The organism is Candidatus Brocadiaceae bacterium (genome assembly GCA_012728835.1).
GTDB lineage: Bacteria > Planctomycetota > Brocadiia > SM23-32 > SM23-32 > JAAYEJ01.
In genome coordinates, this window is the sequence record JAAYEJ010000031.1 from 44,567 (window position 1) to 68,236 (window position 23,670).

Below are 23,670 nucleotides of genomic sequence, written 5' to 3' on the forward strand. Positions count from 1 at the left end.
TTCGGGTATCCTGCCCGATGCGGACGTGCTGGATGGCTTTGGGGCTCGGGAAACGCTCTTCGTTCAGAGGAGGACGGACATGGCCAGCCGACTGAGAATGGGGTTCATCGTCGGTGCTTCGCTCTGGCCGGCGCTGCTTACCGGCTGCGCGGGCGTGCAAGAGGGCATGGCGCCCGCGCCGGCCCGGACGAGGCCGGCCATGATGCGCGGCGCCCCTGCGGCCGACATGGCGCGCGCCATGTTGGAGTCCGCTGCGGCGGAACAGCTCGGGCAACCGGCGCTCGATCCGGCGCGCGAGCGCCGCCTCCTCGTCTACAACGCGGAGCTCCACCTCGTCGTCGGCGACATCCGGGCCACGCTGGACGCCGTCCAGCGCCTGGCCGAGTCTCTGGGCGGCCATCTCCATACGATGGAGGCGCAGAGCATCGTGGTGAAGGTGCCCGCCGACCGCTTCCACGAGGCCATGGACGCAGTAGCCGAGATGGGCGAACTCGGGCGTCGCGCGATCCGAGGCGCCGACGTCACCGACCAGGTGCAGGACCTGCGGCTGCGCCTGAAGAACGCTGAGCAGATGCGGGACCGCCTGGCCGCCCTGGCCGAGCGCGCCGACGACATGAAGGCCGTCCTCGACATCGAGCGCGAACTGGGGCGCGTTACCGAGACCGTTGAAACCCTCAAGGGCAAGCTTCAGGCGCTTGAGCACAGCGTGGCGTTCTCGACCATCACGGTCCATCTGAACTCGCCCATCCCGCAGGCGGAATGGACCGTGGAGATTCCCTTCCGCTGGGTCTACACGCTCGGGCAGGGCCTGATCGCGCGGCCCGACGCTCAGGAGCCGCACGTGCCCTCCCTGCGGCGGCGGATCGTGTTCAAGGCGCCGGCCGGGTTCGTGAAGTACTACGAGGCCGACTACACCAGCCGGCTGATGTCTGCGGACGGGCTCCGCGTGTACGTGCGCAGGCACAGGAACTACGACAACGGAAGCCTCGAGTTCTGGTCGGGGCTGGCCCGCCGGGCGCTGGTGGAGAAGGGCGGGATCGCGCTCGGTGAACCCGAGGCATCCGAGTTGACGAACGGCCGCACGGCGCACATAATGCAGGGCCGGCGCCGGATGGGCCGCGAGGACGTCGCCTACCTGCTCGCGATATGGTCGGACAAGGGGCACGTGTACACATGGGAGACCTGGGGCCCGGCCGAGGAGATGGAGAAGGCCCTCCCGGCCCTGAGGAACGCGATCCGGACGATGCACGCGCCCTGGTATGACTTCTTGTTCTGAGCGCGGCGGCCGGGACGGCCGTCACGCCGCAGCCGCGCACACGGCCGGCACGACGCGGAGCGCTGGAACGTCTCCGCCGCACGCCGGCCGTGCGGCCTTGCGGGATGCCTCGCCGGGTCTGTGGACTGAAGGACGCGGTATGGGACGTCGATTCGACGGGGTGAGGGCCGCGTTGGCTTCCTCGTTCGGCCTCGGGTATGCCCCGTTTGCGCCCGGGACCTTCGGCACGCTGCCTGCGGTGGCGCTGTACGTGGCCATTGCGCTGGCGGCGCCGGCGGCCCGGCACGGTGCGTTCCTCGGCGGCGCGCTGGCGCTCGTCTGCCTGCTGGCCGTGCCGCTGGCGGGCTGGGCCGAGCGGCATTGGGGGCGCAAAGACCCCCAGCGGTTCGTGCTGGACGAGGTGGCGGGCTTCCTGCTGACGGTCACCTTCTTCCGCGTGGACAGCGTCGTCGCGACGGCCGTCTGGGCGTTCTGCGTGACGCGCGTCTTTGATGTCGTGAAGCCGCCGCCGGTCCGGCAGTTGGAGAAGCTGCCGGGCGGGTGGGGCGTCCTGCTCGATGACCTGTGCGCCTCCGTGTACGCGGTGCTCGTCCTGCACCTTGCGGCGCATCTGTGGCCCGCTGCGTTCGGCGTGCGCGCCTGACGAGACGGCCGCCCCGGCCCGGGGCGGGAAAGGAGCGTGGAGTGCTTCGCTGGATTGTCCTGCTGGTCTTCTTTGCGACGTATGCCTTCGTGGCCGCCTTTGCGCGCCATCGCGCCAAGGGGGTCTGGATCGGCGTCGGGGCGCTGGTGCTGGCCCGGCTGCTGCTGCCGGGACAGGACGCGGAGGGCGTGCTGAGCCCCCGGGGGATCGTCTTCGACGCCATCAACTGGAACGTGCTCGGCCTGCTGGCCGGGGCGATGCTGATCGCGGACCTGTTTGCGGACTCGCGCGTGCCGAGCATGCTGGCCAACTGGGCGACCCACTACTTCCGCAGCACGCGCCTGGTGATGCTGGCCATCTGCGGGCTGGCCGGCTTCATCTCGATCTTCATGGACAACGTGACGACCGTGCTGATCGTGGCCCCTGTCGCGCTGGCCGTGGCCCGGAATGCCGGCGTATCGCCGGTGCCGCTGATGGTCGGGATCGCCATCTGTGCGAATTTGCAGGGCGCCGCCACGCTCATCGGCGACCCGCCCAGCATGCTGCTGGCAGCGAGCTTCCGGATGACGTTCAACGACTTCTTCGTCCACCAAGGGCGCCCCTCCCTGTTCTTTGCGATGCAGGTGGGTGCCGTGGCGGGCGGGCTGGTGCTCCTGTTCGTGTTTCGGCGTGCGAAGTCCGCGCCGCCGCGCATGCCGGCCGAGCCGGTGACCACGTGGACGCCGACGGTGTTCCTGTCTGTGATGGTTGCGTTCCTGGCCTCGGCGTCGTGGATCGATCCGGACTTCCGGTGGCTGGCCGGGACGGGCACGCTGACCCTGGGCCTGATCGCGCTCCTGTGGGGCGTCTGGCGGCATCGGCCGGGCATCTGGAAGCTCCTGACGCGATACGATCTGCCCACGATCCTGTTCCTGGCGGGAGTGTTCGTGATGGCCTACGCCATGCAGGGCTTCGGGTGGGTGGACGCCACGGCGCGCGGCGTCATCGGGCTGGTCGGAGGCAGCCGCGTCGGCGCATTCCTCACGCTGGTCTTCGCGTCGCTCGTCCTCTCGGCCTTCATCGACAACGTCGCCTACGTCGCCGTCATGCTGCCGGCGGCGAAGGCGATCGCCGATGCTACGGGCGGGGGAGCCTTTCTGTATGCGGCAGGGCTGCTGATCGGGGCCTGCCTCGGCGGCAATATGACGCCGATCGGGGCCGCCTGCTGCGTCGTCTCGGTGGGCACCCTGCGCCGGGAGGGGCACCACGTGTCCTTCTGGCAGTTCGCGCGGATCGGCATCCCGTTCAGCATCGCGGCGACGGCCGCGGGTTCGCTGTTCGTGCTCGCCTTCTGGCGATGACGGCGGGGCGTCAGGACCGCGCGCGGCGGAGCGTGGGCGTGAGCCGGATCTCCCGTTCGCCGACCGTCAGGCGGATCTGGCCGCGCTGTCCCGTCTCCAGTTCCAGCCTTGCGCGGCCCGCGCTCGGAGACAGGAGCGTTGCCAGTGTCATGTCCGTATGCGTGCTGGCCACCGTGCACCAGCGGAGCGCATGGCCGGCCGGGGCGGTCGGGGTCGTCGGGGCCGGCACGCTGAGCGTCAGCATCGCGGGCACGTCGGCCGCGTAGGCGACGCGCAGGCGCTCCTTCCTGCCGTGCAGGACGGCCCCGCGCTTGCCGGCCTTGACGTCCGCGTAGGTGTGCAGGCGCGTCTCCATCCGGCCGGCGTGGGGGAGCACCGCCCGGTCGATGATGAGGAGCTGACTGCCGTCGAGCAGCAGCACGAGCCGGGCGCAGAACTCGACCGCCGATCCGTCCCGCATGGCGCCCAGCGCCTCGGTGGCCACCAGGCGGAATCCCACGGCGCCGGGGAGCGAGACGCGTTCGGTCCGGTCCAGCGCCGACCCGGCCGTGATGCCCACGCCGTTGATGAGGACCGTGTTCTTGGAGGCCGGGGTGATGCCGAAGATCTCATCGCGGCGCACCGAGAACGTCGTGTCGAGGTACTCCGCCGGCTTGATATCCGTCACCAGGAGTTCGCGTCCCACGACGCAATGGAAGCTGAGCAGGTCGCGGTGGCTGTGCGGGACGTTTGTGGTGCCGCCGCGGACGGCCGCGTAGAACGTGGAGTCCGGCATGCGGTCGGCGAGGACACCCCAGTCCATCCCCCGATAGAGCCTGGCGACCGGACCGCGCGCCGGCTTCCTTTCGGCCTGCGCCGTCCGGCCCGGGTGCAGCAGGAGCCATTCGGCCGTGTCCGGCCAGGTGCCGGACCGCACGCCCTGCGCCTCCAGGCGGTCGTCCAGCGCGGCGGCGATGTCCGTCCGCCCCAGGCGCCGGGCGGCGGCGTAGTGGAAGGGCAGGGGGTTCCAGTGGTTGACGTCGCCGAAGCTGCAGGATTGCCCGTGGGGGCAGAAGTCCAGCGGGAACTCCAGGGTCTTGCGCACGCCCTTGTGCCGGAACAGCGGGTGCTTGCGGCCCGTCGCGCGCTCGTGGCTCAGCAGGTAGAGGAAGGCATAGCGCATGCCGTAGTTCCAGTAGCCGATGCCCTCCGGCCAGGCGCCGTCGGTCTCGTCCAGGAACAGGAAGTAGGGGGCCACCGACTCCTCGACCAGCGGTAGCAGCTCACGCGCTTCGTCCGCGTCCTCGTACATGGCCAGCGCCAGCATGCCGAGGCCGCCCGCGCAGACGGTGTTCCAGTTCGAGTCCGTGCGTCCGAACCACCAGGTCGCGCCGGGCCGGGCGTGCTTCATGCCGGCCGCGAACGGCCACTTCCGCGCGGTCTCGAGGAACAGCGCGCGCTCCTCGTCCGACAGCGTGTCGTGCAGCCAGTCGTAGGCCAGGGCCAGCGTCGCGCTGTTCTCGCCGTAGCTCAGATCGAACAGGGCGTCGGGGGCCGAATCGCCGGAGCGCCAGGCGATCCAGGACCAGTACTCCCAGTCGCGCATCTGCCGGACGCACTGCAGCGCCGCCCGCCGGAAGCGCTCCTGGCCCGTCTGGAACCAGCGCACCAGCAGCGTCACGACGCGCGTCTGCATGCGGCGGGCGCGGATCAGGTGGCCGTTGTGGCTGTGGGGCGTCCATTGCAGGTCGGGCAGCCTCGCGCCGCGTTGGGCGTCCGCGGCGACCTGCCGGGCCGCGTCCCGAAGCCAGGGGATTGAGGGCTCCCTGCGCGCCCGTTCGATCGCTTCCGAATCGACATACAGCCGGGGATGGGGCTCCATGGTGCTCTCCAGGCGAACGGGCCGGGCGGCGTGCCGGCCGGGTGGGTCGCATCATACCGACTCTCCGGGCGGCTTGCCGGGAATCCGCTCCGTTCGGTAGACTCTGCACCGTTCGCACGGGGCCGCAGCGGACGAACGGAGTTCCAGACGCCCTCCGACAGGAGACCGAACGGTGACATTCGATCTGCTCTTTCGAGACGCACTGGTGGTGGACGGGACGGGCGGGGTGCCGTTTCCGGGCGACGTCGGCGTGGCGGGCGGCCTCATTCGGGCGGTCGGACGGCTCGGGCGCGTGCAGGCCGTGCGCACGATCGACGCGCGCGGGCTGATCGTGGCCCCGGGCTTCGTGGACATGCACACGCACTCGGACCTGCGCCTGCTGGCCGAACCGCGCGCCGAGGCCAAGGTCATGCAGGGCGTCACGACGGAGGTCATCGGGCAGGACGGCCTGTCCTTCGCACCGGTCAACGACGAGACGATGGCGCTGATCCGCCAACAGACGGCGTCCTGGAACGGCGACGCCCCGGGCTGCGACTGGGCCTGGGCGAGCATGGGCGACTACCTGCGCCGGTTCGACCGGCGGACGTCCGTGAACGTGGCCTGCCTGGTGCCGCACGGGAACGTGCGCCTGCTGGCCATGGGCTACGACGACCGGCGGCCGACTCCGGACGAGCTGGCCGAGATGCGCCGGCTGATCGGGCAGGGCATGGAGGAGGGCGCGGTCGGGCTGTCCACCGGGTTGTCGTATCCGCCGGCCATGTATGCCGATACGGATGAGATGGCCGAACTCTGCCGCGAGGTGGCGGCGCGCGGCGGCTTCTTCTGCACGCACCATCGCAGCTATGGGAAGGGGGCGATGGAGGCCTACCGGGAGATGTTCGAGGTCGCACGGCGCTCGGGCGTGCCCGTCCACCTGACCCACTGCGCCATGAACTTCCCGGGAAACGAGGGCCGGGGCGCGGGCCTGGCGGCGGAGATCGAGGCGCTGAACCCGCGCGAGGTCGAGGTCACCGTCGACAGCTACCCCTACCTGGCCGCCTCGACCTACCTGGCCTCGCTGCTGCCGCCGTGGGTCAGCGTGCGGGGGCCGGACGGCGTGCTGGCCGCCCTGGCCGACGACGGGCAGGCGGCGCGCATCCGGCGCGAGATGGAGGTGGACGGCACGCCGGGCTACCACGGGATGCCGATCGACTGGCGTGCGGTCGAGGTCAACTCCGTCCGCACCGAGGCCGGCGCGCGCTGGGTGGGGCGGACGGTCTTCGAGATCGGCGCCGAGTCCGGCGTGGCGCCCTTCGAGGCCGCCCGGCGGCTTCTGCTCGACGAGCGGTTGGACGTGAACATCCTGATGCACGTGGGGCACGAGGAGAACGTGCGCGCGATCATGCGCCTGCGGTGTCACATGGCCGGCAGCGACGGCCTGATGGCCGGACAGAAGCCGCATCCGCGCGCGTGGGGCACGTTCGCGCGGTATCTGGGTCACTACGCCCGCGACGAAGGTATGTTCACGTGGGAGCAGATGGCCGTGAAGATGTCGTCGATGCCGTGCCGGCGGCTGGGCCAGTGGGACCGCGGCCTGCTCCGCCCCGGCATGGCGGCGGACCTGGTGGCCTTCGATCCGGAGACGGTCCGCGACACGGCGACCTACGAGGACCCGCGGCGGTACCCGGAGGGCATCCCGTACGTGGCCGTCAACGGCGTGCTGGTCAAGGACGAAGGCCGTCACACCGGCGCGCTCCCCGGCCGCGTCCTCACGCTCGGCCGCCGCTGACGGGGGCAACGGGGCTCACGCCAGGGCGCCGGCTGCTCGGTGCGTCTTTGGGGCTCTGTTTGAGCCACCGCCGTTCAGCCGATCCAGAGACCCTCGATGCGAACGCGCATGCCGTCTTTGCCGCGCGCCATCGAGTTCATCAGGCCGCAGTGACGCCACTGCAGCATGCAGTAGCGAGGCTGGAAGTAGTAGCGCCGCCCGATCTCCAGTTCCACGCGCGTGTGGCGTACCAGTCCCTCGTAGGCCGTCGTGTTGTAGTAGCCGATGTTGATGCCGTTTTCGCGGGCGGCGAGGGGCCCGACGACGCACCAGACGACCGTTCCGTTGAAGTAGTCGGGGTCCTCCATGATGCGTCCCACGTGTGTCACGGGGCAGCCGCAGGAGATCCATGCCGGCCGCCCGAAGATGACGTCGCCCTTCTTCAGCCCGAGGGCCTCCACTTTCGTGGGGTTGAACAGGATGATCGTCTCGCGCGGCCCCGGCTCCCCGGGGAACTTGTCCAGCAGGAAGTCGTATTCCCTCCCCAGATGGTCCTGCCAGGTGCCTTCGGCGAGGAACTGCTCGGACGCACAGGGCGCGCCCGGCGGGCAGGAATGGTCCCGGGCCGCCAGGGGTACGCATCGCTGGATCATCATCGGATCCTCGGCTGCGGCGCGGGCCAGTTCTGCGCAGGACTTGAACCCGCACAGGCCGCAGTCCTTCCCCGGCAACGTCTGCAGGATGTCGTCTGCATCCATCGTCACTCTCCCCTGTAGAAGATGTCCGTGTCGAGCGCACGGAGCACGCCGAAGTGCGCCTGCCTGCCGATCTCCTTCTTGCCCACGCAGATGGTGCAGGTTCCCAGCGGAGGATTGCCGCGCAGTTGCAGGGGCTCACGCGTCTCCTCCATGGCCGCTATGCGCCGCACGACGTGGTGCACGTTGATGCCGTGCAGGGCGTTGGTGTCGACGACCGGCACGTCGGCGGCGGCCTTGATGTTGGCGCGGAAGACCTCGCGCTCGGCCTGGGAGACCAGGTCGATCTTGGTCACGATCGCCATGTCGGCCAGCGACAGCATGGGGCCGATCTTCCGTGGGAGGTTCATGCCGCTGGTGGCCTGCACGACAACGATCCCCAGGGCGGTCTCCACGTACGGAGAGCAGCGCAGGCACAGCCCGGCCGTCTCCACCAGGAACACGTCGGCCCCCTCCTGCAGGGCCCAGGCAAAGGCATCGCCCAGCACCACGACGTTGCAGTGGTCGGGGCAGAGGTCGCCGGAGTATATCTTGCGCGAGGGGATGCCCAGCTCGTCGCGGAACATCTCGTCCTCGTTCGCGAACTGCACGTCGATCTTGAGGTAGGCGAGGGCCTGGCCGCCGGCGATGAGCGTGCGGGCGACCTGTTTGAGGAGGGTGGTCTTGCCGGCGGTCGGCGGGCCGGCGCAGATGACGAGTTTCATACCGCTCTTCCTCCTGTCAGGCGATGTAGCCGAGGGAACGCAGCCGTTCGTCCAGTTGCCGTGTGCTGAGCCGTTCGCCGGCCCGGATCGAGGCCCGAAGGCCCAGCATCAGGTCGTCGAGCTTCTTGATCTCCTCGCCCACGCGCTTCTCGTCCGACTCCGTGACGATCAGCTTCCGCATGGCGCCTCCGCGCATGACCAGGCGGAAGTCCGACAGCAGGGCGATCCGCGGGTCGTGCGTGACGAAGATGAATATCTTCTCGTAGTCCTTGAGCAGTTCGACCGCCCGAGTCCGATGAATCCCCGCGTTCTCGATCTCGTCCAGCAGGATGATCGGCGAGTTCCCGATGACGACCGCGTCGGCGATCAGCAGGGCGCGCGTCTGGCCTCCGGACAGCTCGGTCATTGCACTGGTCGGGATGATGGGCTCGCCGGTCAACTGGTTGGCGAACTCCAGCGTCGCGCCGACCGCCGAGGCGGCGTTCCCGCTGTCACGCACGCGCGCATGGGTGGTGAGGAACGCCTCCACCGGGAGATCGGAGAGGAAGTTCGTGTGCTGGGTGATCATCGCGACGGGATTGGCGTCGGGCGAGTTGACCACGTCCTCCGGAGGCGCGGCGCCGTTGATCAGAATCCGGCGGCCCGACGGCGTGTTGGCGTCGGCCAGCAACTCGACGTCGTTGATCAGCGCGGTCTTGCCGGAGCCCGTGGGCCCGACGACGCTGATGACGTTGCCCATCTCCAGAGTCACCTCCGCGACGGGCTCCGGTTCCCCGTCCTTGCCGCGCCCGCCGAGGACCGTCAGCGCTTCGATTCTCATGCACTGCTCCTTTCGGTCGCGACACTCCGGACGGAGTGTCGCGCAGAAGACGCCAAAGGCTCCTGTATTGCCCTGTATGAACGCGCCGGTTCCCGGCACACTCCCATAGCACTCCGGCCGCGGAGGTTAGTGCATCGGGGGGGCGCCTGTCAAGGGGATGCCGGCTTTTCCGGTGCCGCGCACGTCGGCGCGCGGCCGTGCGGACGGGAGACCCGCGCGAGGACGGGACCGAACATGCGGATGGCGTGTCACATGCGGCAGAGACGGAGAACGCGCCGCCGGTGCCCCCGGGGGGGGGGCCGGTTCCGGACAACGCGGCACTGCGCACGGCCCGGCAGGGCGGGTTCGCACACGGTGACGGCGGACGAATGCGAACGCGGCGCCTGGATGGCAGGCGGGGACCCGGACGCACGGCAACGTCAACGGCAACGCGGGATGAGGCGCTTTCAGTGGCCGGCGGTTGTGCGGGCGACCTCGGCGGCGAGGGCGTAGAGCCGGGCGTCGCGGTCGCGGTAGCCGGTGCTCTGGTACCAGGCATGGCCGGCCTCGCCCGTCTGGAAGATCCACGTCCAGGGCGCCGAGTAGTTGTGCGGCGCCGCCACGTAGTTGGCGACGCCCCGCAGCGAGTAGAGGATGCGTGCGTCCAGCTCCGCCTGGCAGCGCGCGGCCAGATCCTCGCCCATGGCCCGGCGCTTCGCCTCGTCGAGCAGGGCCTGTTCGATGAAGATGCGGGCCTCGCAGGCCTGCACGCCCTCGCGAAGCTGTTCGAAGCGCGCCGTCGGCAGCGCGCCATCGGGTCCGGGCATGAAGAGCTGACAACAGAGTTGCAGGTTGCCCCAGTTGCTCCACGGGTAGCGGTCGTAGGCGCGGGCCACGCGACGCCCTCGCCTGTCCTTCACCACGTACCACGTGTCGCCGCCGAGGCGGCCGAAGCCGCGTTGCCCGCCGGCCATGGTGATCTCGGTCATGGAGTGCCACATGGCCCCGGGGAGCCGGTCCATCTCGCCGCGCCAGCCGGGGCGCAGCAGTTGCTGAGCATGGATCACGGGCTTCGGCTGCCATCCGTAGACCCGCTTCACGGCCGGATCGGGCGGGAACTGCGTGTCGTGGATGCTCGTGTTATAGCCGGCCCGGAGGCCCAGGTCCTTCCCGCGCATGAAGCGGGCGAGCGTGTAGTGGGAGTGTGAGACCCAGGGCAGGTCACCCGTGACCTGGCCCCAGAACTCGACCTCCTCCTTCTGTGCGCGCACGTCGGTGAACCAGCCGAGCATCATCGTGTCGGCGAGCCCGCGCTGTTCCAGTCGCGCGCGCAGTTCCTGGAACAGTTTCGTCCAGTGTGCCTTGCACGCCGGGTCGTTGTAGTAGCCGGGGAAGGAGACGCGGCCGACCTGGCCGGTTGCCGGATCGACCGTCGTCACGAACGGCGCGCGCATGCGTCCCTCGACGCGGCTGATCTGGCCCGGGATGTTGCCGTGACTGCCGCCCAGCGAGTCCGACGCCTTCTCGAGCAGGAAGACCTCCCAGACGATGAAGCAGACGATCTTCGGCCTGCCCAGGTTCTCCTGGACGACGTCCAGGTACTTGTCCAGGACCGTGAAATCGAAGTCGTATCCGCCGTCCGCCGTCTTGACCCACCGCACCATCGACTCCTCATTGCCGTAGTAGGTGCAGCAGATGAGGGGCAGATAGACGACGCTGCTGCCGACCTCGCGCATCAGGCGGAATGAGCGCGCGATCAGCTTGAAGTGCTCGTCCGACCAGGCGGGCACGTCGTATTCGAGCTGCAGGGTATCCGGCGATTGGATGACCTCTGTCCACGTCCTGAAGTCGTCCGGGTGGGGAAGCGCCCAGTCCGCAACGGTCAGGTCGACAGGCACCTCCAGCGCCGGCTGGCCCTCACAGGTCAACGTCAGGCGGCCCTGGTAGCGGCCGGCTGTGGCGTCGGCCGGCACGTGGACCGTGACCCACACGGGCGCCACGGCGCCTCGGGGGCCTGCGTATTCCGCCGGCGGCTCGTCCGCCAGGATGCTGAGCGCCTTGGCGCGCGCGGGACTGCGCGCGTCCGGCGACCCGAGGCCGTAGGTGTACTCGTAGACGCCGAACTCCTCGCCGCCCGGCGTGCCGTAGCGCACCCGCACCGCCGAGGCGGCGATCGTGCCGCCAGGACCGGTCAGCTCGCTCGGCTCCGCCTTGAGGCTTCGGATGGGATCCGGGGAACCGACCACGACCTTGCCCGAGAAGATGCCGTTGCGCGTGGCCGTGAGCGTGATCGGCCGGAGGGGCTCGCAGGGGTCCGCGGAATCGAGTTCGAAGTCCGTGCGCAGCAGCGAACCGTTCCATGCCTGCAGCCCGGCGGCGGGGGCCGGAAGGGGCTCTGCCGACGTCAGGCGCACGTCGCGCAGTTCGCACGTGTTCCACTGCAGGTTGTAGAGCGGCTCCTTGTCCCAGCGGAACGTCTTCTGCTCGTCGACGGCGCTGTGATAGGGGGCGCGGACGACCTCGACGGCCAGGACGTTCACGCCCGGGCGCACCAGGGCGGCGGGCAGCTCGGTCGTCAGTGTGCGGGTCCGCAGGGCGACGCGCCGGAGCGCCTCCTCGTCCGGCTTGGGCGCCCGCACGACCTTGCCGTCGACGTTCACCATGGCGCCCTCGGGCACCAGGAGGACTCCGTCGGGGGTCAGGAAGGCCTCGGGTGCGTACTGCGCGGCCAGTTCCGCGCCGGGTTCGATGAACGCTCGGGCCACCTCCTGCCCGTTCAGATACACGAGGGCCGCCCCGTGGAAGCTCAGCGTGAGCGTGAGCGGGCCGGCCGCCGCGGGGTCCGCAACCCGGAACTTGCCGCGCAGGCAGGCCCTCTGCAGGAACGACGCCCGCACGCCCATGCCCACCGGCCCGCGCAGCCAATCCACGTCGTCGAACTCCGGGCCCTGCCACCCGTCGGGCGGGGGCGGCGTGGAGCCGTTCAGCCAGTAGTGCTCCCGATACGCGAACGTCGCCGGCCGCACGCCGTCGTCGAACGCGAATTCGGGCGCCTTGAGCACGTGGAACATGCGCCAGGAGCCGAACGCATCGAGCAGGACGTTGTCCGGGGCGGCGTCCGCCCGGCCGGCGGCGAGGAGAAGGGCCAGGAGCGTTGCCAGCAGCGTCGAGACGGAGCGCATGGAGCATCCCTCTGTCGGTCCGCGGGGCCGGCCGGAGGCGCCGCCCGCGCGGGAGGATCAGAACGTGCCGGGAGCGCCCGGCACCTCTGGGGGATGATACCGGGGCGCACGGACGTCCACAAGCGGCGGGGGCGGTCGGCTGTCGGGGACGTCGGCGATTCACTTGCGTCTATACCGTCCGGACGGTATAGTAAGACTCAGGTGCGCGCCGGCGGGAACGGCGACCGGTCCGAGAGGAGGCGATGATGCACCCGAAGGAGAGCCGACGGGACGCGATTCTGAAGGCCGCGGCGCATCTGGTTCGCGAGAAGGGGCCCGCCCATCTGACCATGGACGCCGTCAGCGAGCGGGCGCGCATCAGCAAGGGCGGTCTGCTGTACCACTTCCAGACGAAGGAGTCGCTGGTTGCGGGCATGGTGGAACGCCTGACGGAGGCGATGGAGGCGGTTCAGGAGGAGGAGGTCGCCAAGCTGCCGCCCAGCCCCGCACGCGAACTCAAGGCGCTTGCGCGGTCGCTGCAGGCCCTCCGGCACGGGGAGCTGAAGGGCGTCGCGACGGCCCTTCTGGCCGCCGGCGTCCATGACCCCGGGCTGCTGGAGGGGATCAGAAGCGAGCAACGCGAGATGTTCCAGGAGATGGAGGCCGAGGGCCTCCGCCCGGCATTCGTCCGCGTGATCTTCCTTGCCGCCAAAGGGCTTCTGTTGAGTGAGATGCTGCATTCACTCGCGCTGAGCGACGCGGAGCGGCAGGCGATTTTCGACGAGCTTCTTCGGCTGATCGGCGAAGAGGAAGCCCGCATGGAGGCCGCCGAGGGTGCTCCATAGGGGCGGGGCTTTGCTGACGGGCAGCGGAGGAGTGGAGAATACGGGCCGCTTCGTCCGCCGCAGACTCGGGGGCCGGCGGTTCTCAGACCCACGTCAGGTCGTGCATCGGTGAATCGAGGGACGCTATGGCGATGTCCGAGGCGGACAGAGCATTCGGAATGCTGAGATCGAGAGCGCTGTCCATGAGCAGGGCGTGGAGCAGGCTGTTGGCGTTCCGGCGGATTCGGGCCGTCGGATGGTGCGCGCTGTGTCTGCTGGCGGTCTGGCCGGCCGGGTGCGCATACCGGGGCGAGATGCGGGGCAGCCTGCACTCGCGCCGCAGCGAGGCGTATCGCCGGTGGCAGAGCGTGCGCAACGGCGAGGAGGAATCGAAGCCGCACCTGACGGGGGCGCTCAGCCTGCAAGACGCCCTGAAGGTGGCGATCGCCTACAACAAGTCCCTCCAGGTCACCGTGCAGGAGCGCCTGGTGGCCGCGGGCATGGTCACCGAGGCGTATGCGGGCGCCATGCCGACGCTGTCGGCCACGGCGGCCTACGTCCGCCTGGAGGAGGTGCCGGCTCCCGGGCAGGTGAACAACTACTCGACGGGGCTCGAGATCCGCCAGCCGCTCTTCCGGGGCGGCGCCGTGCTGGCGGGCATCCGCACGGCGCAGTGGAACGCGTTGCTGGCCGACGAGCAGGTGCGCGGCGCCGTCCAGTCGGTGATCTACGACGCGGCGAAGGCCTACTGCGATGTGCTGCTGGCCCAGCATCTCTACGAGGTGAACCGCGACGCCGTCGAGTCGGCCAGGGCCCATCTGCGCGACGTGGAGATCAAGCGCCAGCAGGGCGTCGTGTCGGACTTCGGCGTGCTGCGCGCCCAGGTGGACGTATCGAACTTCGAGGCGGCCATGATCCAGCAGCGCAACCGCGTGCACGTGGCCCGGACGGAGCTTCTGCGCAGCATGGGCGCCTCGCAGCAGAGCGAGGTGACCCTCTCGGACGTGCTGACCTACACCCGGTTGAAGCCCGTCGCGGAGGAGGCCGTGCGCCTGGCCTACCGGAACCGCCCGGACCTGTATCAGGCCGAGTTGGGCATCCTGATGCAGCAGGAGGCCGTGCGGATCGCACAGGGCCGGTACTGGCCCATGGTGGACGCCTGGTTCCGCCAGGAATGGGCGCGTCCCGACCCGGTCGTGCCCGCGCGCGACCGCTGGGGCGGCCTCTGGACGGCGGGGCTCTCGGCGAGCTGGACGCTCTTCGACGGGTTCGGGCGCGAGGGGCGCATCGCCCAGGAGCAAGCCCGGCTGCGGCAGCGGGAGCTGCAACTGGCCGACGCCGAAGAGCGGGTGCTGGAGCAGTTGCAGCAGGCCGTTCTCAGCGTGCAGGACGCCGAGGAGTTTGTCGAGTCCCAGCGCATGAACCTGAGCCGCGCGAGCGAGGCCGTGCGCCTGGCCGAGGTGGAATACCGCCAGGGCATCGCCGAGGCGGTGACCGTCACCGAGGCCCGGGCGGCGCTGACCCGCGCGCAGGGCTATTACTACGAGGCCGTCTACAGCCACACACTGGCGCGGCTGAACCTGCAGCGCGCCATGGGCATACTGGGTCCGCGTTCGGACGATTCGACGGCGCCGGAGGACACGGAGTTCCGCCCGGGCCGGATCGCGGAGTTCTCACCGGATGACGCGTCTGCCGCCGACGAGGTTCAAGAGGTTTCGCAATGAAGAAGATACTGAAGGTCGTTGGATGGGTTGTCGCACTGGCCGTCATCCTGTTCGGCGGATGGAAGGGCATGCGCCTTGTCGGGGAGCGGGAGGCGGCCGCGAAGGAGGCGCCGGCGGCGGCCGGGGAGACCGGCCCGCCGCAGGTGGCCGTCCGGACCGTGTCGCTCGGATCGGTCTCCGTGAGCGTCTGGGTCACGGGCGAGGTCGGCGCTCTGCAGAGCGTGGAGATCGTGCCGAAGGTCGCCGGTCGGCTGGAGCGTCTGAGGCGTTCGGACGGCGCGCCGATCGAGGAGGGCGTCGAGGTGGGGCCGGGGGAGACGGTGGCGGTCATCGAGCATGAGCACCTCGCAGCGGCGGTGCGGACGGCCGAGGCGGCGCTGGAGGTGGCCCGGGCGGTACACGAGGCCGCCCGCGTGAACGCCGCCGACGCCCTGCGCGAGAAGGCGCGCTGGGAGGAACTGCGCCGGGGCGGGTCAGGAACGCAGCAGCAGCTTGACCAGGCCGTGACCGCGTATGCGCGAGCCGAGGCGCAGGTCAGGCAGGCGGAGGCGCAGATCGTCCAGGCGCAGGCGGTGCTGGAGCAGGCCCGGGTGGCGGTGGCCGACGCGACCGTTGCGGCCCCCTTCGCCGGGGTGGTCCTTCGCAAGCACGTGGACGAAGGCGCGTTCGTCGGCCCCGGGACGCCGCTGTTCCGTCTGGCGGACATCTCCGAGGTGGAGATCACCGGCGGGGTTGCCGGCCGCCATTACGCCGGACTGCGCACCGGCGAGACGCGCGCCGTTGTCGAGGTTGACGCCTATCCGGGCGAGGTGTTCGAGGGCACGGTCAGCCGGCTGCGTCCGGAACTGGACTCCGTCACGCGCACGGTCGCGGTGACCATCCGGGTGCCGAATGCCGAACGCAAGCTCAAGCCCGGCATGTACGCCCGCACGCGATTGGCGCTGGACGAACGCGTGGCCGTGCCCGTCCTGCCCGACACCGCCATCGTGACCCACGGCGACCGGCGCGAGGTCTTCGTAGTCAACGACGGCGAGGTCCACGTGCGTGAGGTGGAGACGGGCCTGCAGGAGGGCCCCCTCAGCGAGGTCGTGCGCGGCGTGCGCGCGGGCGATCGCGTCGTGGTGCGCGGGCAGCAGTTGCTCAGGGACGGCATGACCGTGGTGCCGGTCGAGGTGGAGGACGGTCGATGAACCTGCCCGAAGTCTCCGTGCGCAACCCCGTGACGACGCTGATGGTGTTTCTCGGCGTGATCCTGGTGGGGGCCTTCTGTCTGCTCCAGATGCCCCTGGATCTCTTTCCCGAGATGGAGATCCCCATACTGACCATCATGACGCCCTATGAGGGCGCGGGGCCGGAGGAGATCGAGGAGAAGATCACCCGTCCGCTCGAACGGGTGCTCTCCACGGTGGAGGACCTCAAGAACAGCTTCTCCACGTCGAAGGAGGGAAGTTCGCAGATCAGCCTGGAGTTCGACTGGGGCACGGACCTGGAGGCCCGAGCCAACGACGTGCGCGACGCGGTGGACATGACCCTGCGCCTCATGCCGGAGGAGGCGGAGCGCCCGCGCATCTTCAAGCTGGACATGAACCAGTTCCCCGTGATGGTCTACGGCGTCTACGCGGACGAGTCCTACGCGGAACTGGAGGACATCCTGGAGAACGAGGTGGCCAACCCCCTTGAGGGGGCGCCCGGCGTGGCGGCGGTCACCGTCATCACGCCCCTGCAGCGGCAGGTGAACGTGGACCTGGACCGCGAACTCCTGGCCGCCCATCGCCTGACGCCCTCCGACGTGGCGGGGGCCCTGGCTCGCGAGAACTACCAGGCGGCGGCCGGCAGCATCAAGATGGGCGACACCGACTACCTGCCCCGCGTTCCCGGCGAGTTCGAGACGGTCGAGCCGATGAACGAGATCGTCGTGCGGGCGCGCGACGGAGCGATCGTGCGCCTGAAGGACGTCGGGCGCGCGACGTTCGGATTCCGCGACATGGACCTGGACGTGCGCATCAACGGCCTGCCCGGCGGGATATTCTTCGTGCAGAAGCAGTCGGGCGCCAACACCGTCTCCACGGCCAGGGAAGTGCGCCGACGCCTCGACGCCATCCTGGCCGGCGGGCGTTTGCCGGCCGACGTGACCGTCGTGAACGTGATGGACGGGTCGGACGACATCCAGCGGATGGTCGATGACCTGGTGGCGACGCTCCTGATCGGCGGCGCCCTGGCGATGGTCGTGGTGCTGGTATTCCTGCGCCAGGTGCGCGGCACCCTCATCATCGGGCTGGCCATCCCGTTCTCCCTGATCGCGGCCGGGGTGGTCATGTACATGCTGGATTACTCGATCAACATGCTCACGCTGTTCGCACTGATCGTGGCGATCGGCATGGTGGTCGACAACGCGATCGTGGTGCTGGAGAACATCGCCAGCCACCGCGAGCAGGGGGAGAGCGCCGGCGAGGGCGCCATCTTCGGGGCGACCGAGGTCGGGATGGCGGTCGTGGCGTCCACCCTGACGACGCTGTGCATCTTCTTCCCGCTGCTGTTCGTCCAGGGCATCGCGCGGATCGTCTTCGCCCCGTTCGCGGTGGTGGCGGCCGCCGTTCTGCTCGCCTCGTTGTTCACCGCCCTTACCATGACGCCCATGATGGCCTCGCGGCTGCTCACACGCGGATACGGCGACGGCCGCCGCGAGAGCTGGTTCTTCCGGATGAGCGAGGCCGGGTTCGATGGGCTGGCCAACGCCTACTCGAGCGTCCTGGGCTGGTCCCTGCGCCACCGGGGCATCGTCATCCTGGCCGTGCTGGCCCTGTTGATGAGCAGCCTGGCGCTCGTGCCGGCCATCGGCTTCGAGCTGATGCCGGAGGAGGACCGGGCCATGATCCAGGGGTCCATCAAGCTGCCCGTCGGCACCCGCGTCGAGCGCACGGCGGAAGCCCTCGAGGCCGTCTATGCGGAGATCCTCGAGGAGATTCCGGAGGAGCACATGCTGGCCATCTTCACCCGGTGCGGCACGTCCGCAGAGGGTTCCCCGATGTCCGGCGACGCGGGGAGCCACGTCGGCAGCTTCGGCATGCGGCTGGTGCCCCGGGAGGACCGCGGCTGGCACGTGGCGCAGGTCGGCGACGCCCTGCGCAAGCGGATCCAACGCCTCGCTCCGCAGTATGGAATCGTCGACTACCGCATCGACATGCAGGACGCCATGTCGGGGCTGGCCAGCGGAGGCGGGCGGGCCCTGGCGGTGGAGATCCGGGGCGATGACCTGGAGGCGGTCGACCGCTTCGCGGCCTGGCTCCTGCCCAGGATGGCGGCCGTGCCCGGGGCCATGGATGTGGGCGTCTCCCGCGAGGATCCCACGCCGGAGGCGTGGGTGCGGGTCGATCGCGACAAGGCCTCGTCGCTGGGCCTGAACGTCTCGGATGTCGCCGACGCCGTCCGAATCGCCGTCTACGGCCGCACGGCCAGCTACTACCGCGTCGGCGGCGACGAGTACGACATCTTCGTGCGCCTGCAGGAGTCCGACCGCGATCGCCTGGACGGCCTGGGCCACCTGGCCGTGCGCCTTCCGAGCGGAGAACTGGTCCGTATCGAGAACGTTGCGGAGGTCACCAGGGAACTGGGGCCGCTGGAGATCGAGCGCAAGAACCAGCGCCGCATCGTCCGGGTCGACGCCAACGTGCACGGCCGATCCCTGGGCGAAGTGGCCGCCGACGTCCAGGCGATCGTGGCCGAGGCGGACATCCCGCAGGGGCTGGAAGTGAGCATGGGAGGGCAGGTTCAGGAGATGCGCGAGACCTTCTTCTGGCTCACCCTCGCGCTGGTGATCGCCGTCATCCTCGTCTACATGGTCATGGCCTCGCAGTTCGAATCGCTCATGCACCCGTTCGTGGTCATGTTCTCCATCCCCTTCGCCTTCATCGGCGTCCTCTGGGTGCTTTTCCTCGGGGGCTATGCCCTGAGCATGGTCGTGTTCCTGGGGGCGCTGCTCCTGATCGGAGTGGTGGTGAACAACGCCATCGTGCTGGTGGACTACATCAACATCCTCCGCGCGCGCGGGCTGGACATGATGGAGGCCGTTCAGGAAGCCGGGCGCTCGCGCCTGCGGCCCGTGCTCATGACGGCGACCACCACGATCGTCGCCCTGGCGCCCATGGCCTTCAAGTCCGGGCAGGGCTCCGAGACGTGGAACCCCCTGGGGGCCACGATCATGGGAGGGCTGCTGGTCTCGACCGTGGTCACCCTGGTGCTCGTGCCGACGATCTACAGCATCTTCGAGAGCCGCGCCCGCCCCGCCAACCATCGATAGGGAGCCGCACATGAAGCTGGTGCTCATCGCCTACAACGAGGCCCTGGACGACGAGGTGGGCAAGGTCCTTGCGGCCGCCGGGGCGGAGGGCTGGACCAAGTGGGCGCGCGTCTACGGCAAGGGCCGGTCCAGCGGGCCGCACCTGGGCACGCACGTCTGGCCCAAGGCCAACGACGTCCTGGCCGTCGTCACCGACGAGGACACGGCGCGCAAGGTCCTCGACGGCATTCGCGAGCTGCGCACGAGGCTCGCCAGGGAAGGAGTCAAGGCCTTTCTGCTGCCCTGCGAGGAGGTCACCTGAGCGCCGCCACGCCCGGTCAGGGCGGCCCGAAGCGCTCCCGCAACGCCTCGACCACGGCGCCGACGGCCTGCCGGCGGCCTTCGGTCCGCGCCCGGCGGAGCGCCTCGGCCTCGTCGCCCAGGTAGGCGGCCGTGGCCGTGTCCGACAGGTCCAGCACGGTCGGCCGGTCCCCGGGCAGCTCGGTGTCGACCGCCCGAATCCGCCACGGACAGCGTGCGAACACCAGGCGGCCCTCCTCGACCGGCGACGTCTCCGCCAGTTGAGGGCGGAACTCCCCGAGGACAACCAGCGCGCACCGGTAGGGCCCGAGCCACTCCCGCAGGGGCGCGAGCGCCTCATGAATCGCCGCGTCGTCCGAGTCGGGCCGAAGGGCCGCGACGTGGACGTGCCGGCGCACGTCCTCCCCGCTCACGAAACGGAACCCCTCCCGCGTCAGAGCCTCCTCCATCTCGCGGGCGGCCTCGGCGGCAGAGCCGCGTCCGGCGGCCGTCTCCTCTTCCAGAAGGAGGACGAGACGAACGTTCGCACGCGAGCGCACGGCGTAGGCGATCTCCGTCGGCGGGAGCGAGAAGCGTCGGGCGACGGCCGGCAGAGCGGCCGCCTCCACGTCGATTGCCGCCAGCAGGGCGCCGCGGGTGGGCTCGGGCGGCAGCGCGTCCCGGATGCGCAGCGCCGCGATTCCGTCGGCATCCGAGGCGGCCTCCGCCCACACGCGCCCCGTCTGAGCGTCCGTCATGCGCACCGGCAACCCCGGCACGGGCACGGCGGGGTCGCCCGCCGAGACCCTGAGCGCGATCTCCTGTGCCGGCGGCCGGCCGGGCTGGACCCATTGCAGGTCACCCCGGACGACCTCGAGCCGGAACGCCTCCAGAAGTGACCGGAGTTCGCCGCATGCCTGCTGGAGGGGCGGCGGGGGCTGCGGGGCCGGGATCTGCCCCAGCGGTTCGGGCGCGACGGCTGCGGCCCGCACCTGCAGGACCACCGCCTGCTGGGCTGCATCCACGGCCTCGCCGTAGGCCCGCAGGGAGGCGGTGAAGTTCTCCGCCCGACGGTGGTTGCGCGCCGACACCAGGAGCCCTTCGGCCGCCTCGCAGGCGGTCACGGCCCGCGCGCTCAGGGCGTCCGAGGCATGCGAGGCCCCGAGGATCGCCAGCGTGTAGTGCGTGTCCGTCACGGCGTCATACCAGCGCTCCGCGATCCGGGGCCCGGGCAGATCGTCGGCCCGGAACCGAAGGGATCCGGTCTCGAGCCACTGCAGTTCGGCCGCCAGGGCCGCCCCGGCCGGCGTGTCCGGGAGGGCGGGCAGCAGGCGGTCGACCCGGGCGTTGAGGCGCAGGGCCACTTCGGACCGTGCGGAGGCCTCGGCCGACGGGAGGTCCTTTCCCAGGCCGATCGCACTATAGTACCGCTCGGCAGGATAGTCTGCGTGTGTGCCCGTCTTCAGCCACCGGGGCGTCCTCTCGTCCGGCAGGACCTCCGGCGGCTGCGGGCGGGCTCGGGCCGCGGCCGTCAGGCGTTCGGCCAGCGAGGCGTCCAGGTAGTCGTCGAGCGCCGCCATGGCCCGGTCCGCACCCGCGCCGAAAGGGTTGACGTCGGGGATGACCATGCGTGTCCTCCGGGCGATCTCGGCGTTCACCCGGGCAATGGGCAGGCTGTAGAGCACGTGCACCCGGCCGTCCGGCTCCTGCCAGACCCGTTCCGGCTGCGCAGTGCGAAGCAGCCCGGCCGCCACCTCCGTACGGAGGATGTCGGACAACTCCGCGCTCAGAGGCTCGGAGGGCGGCGGATACTGCGCCTCCGATGCCAGAAAGGCGGCGATGACGCCGCGCGTATACTCGCCGATGGCGTCCCGCAGCCGGTCCCGCGCCTCGACGTCGGCCATGGCCGCTGCCGAGTCCGAAGCCGCCCCTTCCGGGGCCGTGCCCACAGCCGAGAGGAACTCCCCCGGGGGATCGGCCGGGGCCGGCTCAGCAGAAACGTCGGGCGGCTCGGGGCGTGTCGTACGGACCGTGAGGCAGCCCGCAAGGCAGACGGCAACGCATGGCAGAAGCAGAAGCGCAGACCTCCGCACGACCGTATCTCCTGCAGACAAGGGGGATCGACGGCTGCATCATAGCGCGGGCCCCGGTGTGCAATCAAGGCAGCGGCGCGGCGGGCCACTCCGTGCAGGCGTGCCGCCCCACGCCCCCCCGGCCGCGACGGGGCGCGGCCTTCCACCGGCACGCTCCCTCGCGTGCGGGGGCGTGTGCGGGTCCGTGTGCGTCCGTGTGCGTCCGTGTCGGTCCGTGTAGGTCCGTGTCGCACGCTCCCTCGTGCGCGGGGGCGTGTCCGTGCGTGCGTCCCTGCCGCACAGGCCGCCGCCCAGGAACCGGTTGACCCAGGGGGGACGAGCGACTATAGTATGCCGCAAGTCGGGAACGCACAATGCGTTGAGGAAGGGCCATCGGATGGCGTGCGGCCACGCGGCACTGGTTCTGACGTTCATGCTGCTGACGGGGGGGCCGACCGGGCCGCCCGGCCCGGCCGTGCCGGTTGTGGAGGATCCCGCCGAGGTATTTGCGCTTGCCTGCGAGCCGGACGCGGATGCGAAGACACAGTGCGCGGACCTGGTGCGCATCGCCAAGGAGTGGCCCGAGAGTGACTGGGCGGACGACGCCCTGTGGGTGCTGGGCGAGACTGCGCGCAGGAACCGTCGCCCGGCGGAGGTCGTCTACTATTGGCAGTATCTGATGGCGGCCTATCCCGAGACCCGACTGGAGGGCCGGACCCGCTCGCTTGCGGTGTACGTCCACTCCGGGTTGGCGCAGGTGGAGATGTACGTGCAACAGACGGGGCAGTGCTACAAGCTGACCGAGGGGAAGAGGCGGGACGGCGACCGGGTCTTCTACAACGCCGTCCCGTTCAGCGCCTTGCCGATGTTCGTCTGGTCGGGGCTGGGGGAATCGTACGAGGAGCTGGGCCGGCTCAGTCTTGCGGCGAAGGCGTTCGAGCGCGCCGAGCGGTCCGCACCCACCGGCGGCAACTGGCGGGCCTCGTGCGCCGCATCGGCCGAACGGGTCCGACGCAGGCTCGAGGCGCACGCGGCGGGTGCGGGGAGCGCGACGCCGCCGGCCGCCGCCGGCCCGGTCGGGGCGCGCCCGTCGGCTCACTGCACCTCTGGAGCCGGGGACGCGGAGCTTGCCTGCGCCGAAGACGATTGACCCCCCGATGCCGGTCGTGCTGGCCAGCGCCTCGCCCACGCGCAGGGAACTGCTCGGCGGCCTGCTGACCCGCTTCGAGGTCGTTGCGCCGCAGGTCGACGAGGCGTCGGTCTCCGTGGACGATCCCCGCGAACGGGCCGTGGAGCTGGCGCGACGGAAGGCGGCCGAGGTGGCCGCCCGGCGGCCGGACGCCCTGGTGATCGGCGCGGACACGCTGATCGTCTGCCGGGGCGACGTGATCGGGAAGCCCGCCGACCTGGACGACGCGGCGCGCATCCTGCACCGGCTCAGCCACAACCCCCATTCGGTCATCACCGGTGTCCACGTGATCCATCCGGACGGGCGGTCGCGGTCGGCCTGTGCGGAGGCCGTTCTGCGCATGTATCCGATGTCGGCGGAACGGATCGCCGAGTACCTGGCCGGATTCGACCCACTGCACCGCGCGGGCGCCTACGCGATCGAGGCGGACGATCCGAACGTCGAGCGGCTCTCCGGCAGCGTGACGGGCGTCATGGGCCTTCCCATGGAGGACGTGGAGGCGATGCTCAGGGACCTGCTCGGCGCGGGGCACGGGAGGCCGACGTGATCCGGGGCTTCAGTTGGCTGCTTCCGGGCGAACTGGCGGGCATGGCCTGGCCCACACATCCGGAGGCCGATGCGGCGGGACTGCGGGCCCGGGGCGTGGGCGCCGTCGTGTGCCTTTGCGGCGAGGGCTGGGAGCACGGCGTGGCCGAGCGGGCGGGGCTGGCGTATCTGCACCTTCCGCTCGTGGACTTCACGGCTCCCGGGCCGGAGGAGATCGACCGTTTCGTGGGGTTCTGTGACGGCCGCCTCGCGCAGGGGCGTCCGGTGGTTGTCCACTGCGTGGCGGGACGCGGGCGCACGGGCACGATGCTGGCCTGCTACCTGGTCCACAGGGGCGAGGGGGCCGGCCGGGCGATCGCGCGCGTCCGGCAGGCGCGTCCCGGCTCCATCGAGACGCCCGAGCAGGAGCAGGCCGTCCGCGACTACGCCGCCCGCTGCGGCCGGGCGCCCTGA

18 protein-coding genes are annotated in these 23,670 nt (G+C 70.4%); 12 read left to right on the top strand and 6 right to left on the bottom strand.

Annotated elements, in window-relative coordinates:
* The first annotated feature begins 79 nt into the window (after positions 1-79).
* From GXY85_04760 to GXY85_04770, 3 genes are all read left to right on the top strand, one after another.
* Positions 80-1,276 (top strand): DUF4349 domain-containing protein, encoded by a 1,197-nt coding sequence (locus tag GXY85_04760; protein ID NLW50140.1) that lies wholly within the window; start codon positions 80-82, stop codon positions 1,274-1,276.
* Positions 1,277-1,415: 139 nt separating this feature from the next.
* On the top strand, positions 1,416-1,919 hold the full coding sequence (locus GXY85_04765; GenBank protein NLW50141.1) for a phosphatidylglycerophosphatase A: 504 nt from the start codon (positions 1,416-1,418) through the stop codon (positions 1,917-1,919).
* Between the two features lie 41 nt (positions 1,920-1,960).
* Positions 1,961-3,259, top strand: a complete 1,299-nt coding sequence (locus tag GXY85_04770; protein ID NLW50142.1) for a TRAP transporter large permease subunit — start codon at positions 1,961-1,963, stop codon at positions 3,257-3,259.
* A 10-nt stretch (positions 3,260-3,269) separates the two neighbouring features.
* Here the strand turns inward: GXY85_04770 and GXY85_04775 are convergent, their stop codons facing one another.
* Positions 3,270-5,120 (bottom strand): hypothetical protein, encoded by a 1,851-nt coding sequence (locus GXY85_04775; protein NLW50143.1) that lies wholly within the window; start codon positions 5,118-5,120, stop codon positions 3,270-3,272.
* A gap of 172 nt (positions 5,121-5,292) precedes the next feature.
* On the opposite strand from GXY85_04775, the gene GXY85_04780 reads away from it, so the two are divergent.
* Positions 5,293-6,888, top strand: coding sequence for a D-aminoacylase (locus GXY85_04780; GenBank protein NLW50144.1), 1,596 nt, complete (start codon positions 5,293-5,295; stop codon positions 6,886-6,888).
* Positions 6,889-6,962: 74 nt separating this feature from the next.
* Here the strand turns inward: GXY85_04780 and GXY85_04785 are convergent, their stop codons facing one another.
* The 4 genes from GXY85_04785 to GXY85_04800 all read right to left on the bottom strand — a co-directional run bounded on the left by GXY85_04785 (position 6,963) and on the right by GXY85_04800 (position 12,307).
* The gene (locus tag GXY85_04785) at positions 6,963-7,625 is read right to left on the bottom strand and encodes a Fe-S cluster protein (GenBank protein NLW50145.1); all 663 of its coding nucleotides are present in this window, start codon (positions 7,623-7,625) and stop codon (positions 6,963-6,965) included.
* A 2-nt stretch (positions 7,626-7,627) separates the two neighbouring features.
* Positions 7,628-8,326, bottom strand: a complete 699-nt coding sequence (locus tag GXY85_04790; GenBank protein ID NLW50146.1) for a cobalamin biosynthesis protein — start codon at positions 8,324-8,326, stop codon at positions 7,628-7,630.
* Between the two features lie 16 nt (positions 8,327-8,342).
* Positions 8,343-9,146 carry an ATP-binding cassette domain-containing protein gene (locus GXY85_04795; protein ID NLW50147.1) on the bottom strand — a complete coding sequence of 268 codons (804 nt, stop codon included), beginning with the start codon at positions 9,144-9,146 and terminating at the stop codon, positions 8,343-8,345.
* Between the two features lie 446 nt (positions 9,147-9,592).
* Positions 9,593-12,307, bottom strand: a complete 2,715-nt coding sequence (locus GXY85_04800) for a hypothetical protein (protein ID NLW50148.1) — start codon at positions 12,305-12,307, stop codon at positions 9,593-9,595.
* 245 nt (positions 12,308-12,552) lie between these two features.
* Between GXY85_04800 and GXY85_04805 the strand changes: the two genes are divergently transcribed.
* The 5 genes from GXY85_04805 to GXY85_04825 all read left to right on the top strand — a co-directional run bounded on the left by GXY85_04805 (position 12,553) and on the right by GXY85_04825 (position 19,432).
* A complete protein-coding gene (locus GXY85_04805) occupies positions 12,553-13,131 on the top strand; it encodes a TetR/AcrR family transcriptional regulator (GenBank protein NLW50149.1) in 579 nt (192 codons plus the stop codon).
* A 158-nt stretch (positions 13,132-13,289) separates the two neighbouring features.
* Positions 13,290-14,834: a TolC family protein gene (locus GXY85_04810; GenBank protein ID NLW50150.1), complete on the top strand. Its 1,545-nt coding sequence runs from the start codon at positions 13,290-13,292 to the stop codon at positions 14,832-14,834.
* Positions 14,831-16,024, top strand: coding sequence for an efflux RND transporter periplasmic adaptor subunit (locus GXY85_04815; protein ID NLW50151.1), 1,194 nt, complete (start codon positions 14,831-14,833; stop codon positions 16,022-16,024). Before GXY85_04810 ends, GXY85_04815 begins: the two co-directional genes overlap by 4 nt.
* Positions 16,021-19,131 carry an efflux RND transporter permease subunit gene (locus GXY85_04820; protein ID NLW50152.1) on the top strand — a complete coding sequence of 1,037 codons (3,111 nt, stop codon included), beginning with the start codon at positions 16,021-16,023 and terminating at the stop codon, positions 19,129-19,131. The genes GXY85_04815 and GXY85_04820 overlap by 4 nt, the downstream gene beginning before the upstream one ends.
* Before the next feature lie 10 nt (positions 19,132-19,141).
* Complete coding sequence (locus GXY85_04825) at positions 19,142-19,432, top strand: hypothetical protein (GenBank protein NLW50153.1); 291 nt, start codon at positions 19,142-19,144, stop codon at positions 19,430-19,432.
* 16 nt (positions 19,433-19,448) lie between these two features.
* Here GXY85_04825 and GXY85_04830 read toward each other — a convergent pair whose 3' ends face one another.
* Positions 19,449-21,314, bottom strand: coding sequence for a hypothetical protein (locus GXY85_04830; GenBank protein ID NLW50154.1), 1,866 nt, complete (start codon positions 21,312-21,314; stop codon positions 19,449-19,451).
* 565 nt (positions 21,315-21,879) lie between these two features.
* Here GXY85_04830 and GXY85_04835 point away from each other — a divergent pair.
* The 3 genes from GXY85_04835 to GXY85_04845 are packed head-to-tail and all read left to right on the top strand — an operon-like array spanning position 21,880 to position 23,670.
* Positions 21,880-22,632: a hypothetical protein gene (locus GXY85_04835; GenBank protein ID NLW50155.1), complete on the top strand. Its 753-nt coding sequence runs from the start codon at positions 21,880-21,882 to the stop codon at positions 22,630-22,632.
* A complete protein-coding gene (gene maf / locus GXY85_04840) occupies positions 22,610-23,218 on the top strand; it encodes a septum formation protein Maf (GenBank protein NLW50156.1) in 609 nt (202 codons plus the stop codon). The genes GXY85_04835 and maf overlap by 23 nt, the downstream gene beginning before the upstream one ends.
* Positions 23,219-23,259: 41 nt before the next feature.
* The gene (locus GXY85_04845; protein NLW50157.1) at positions 23,260-23,670 is read left to right on the top strand and encodes a protein phosphatase; all 411 of its coding nucleotides are present in this window, start codon (positions 23,260-23,262) and stop codon (positions 23,668-23,670) included.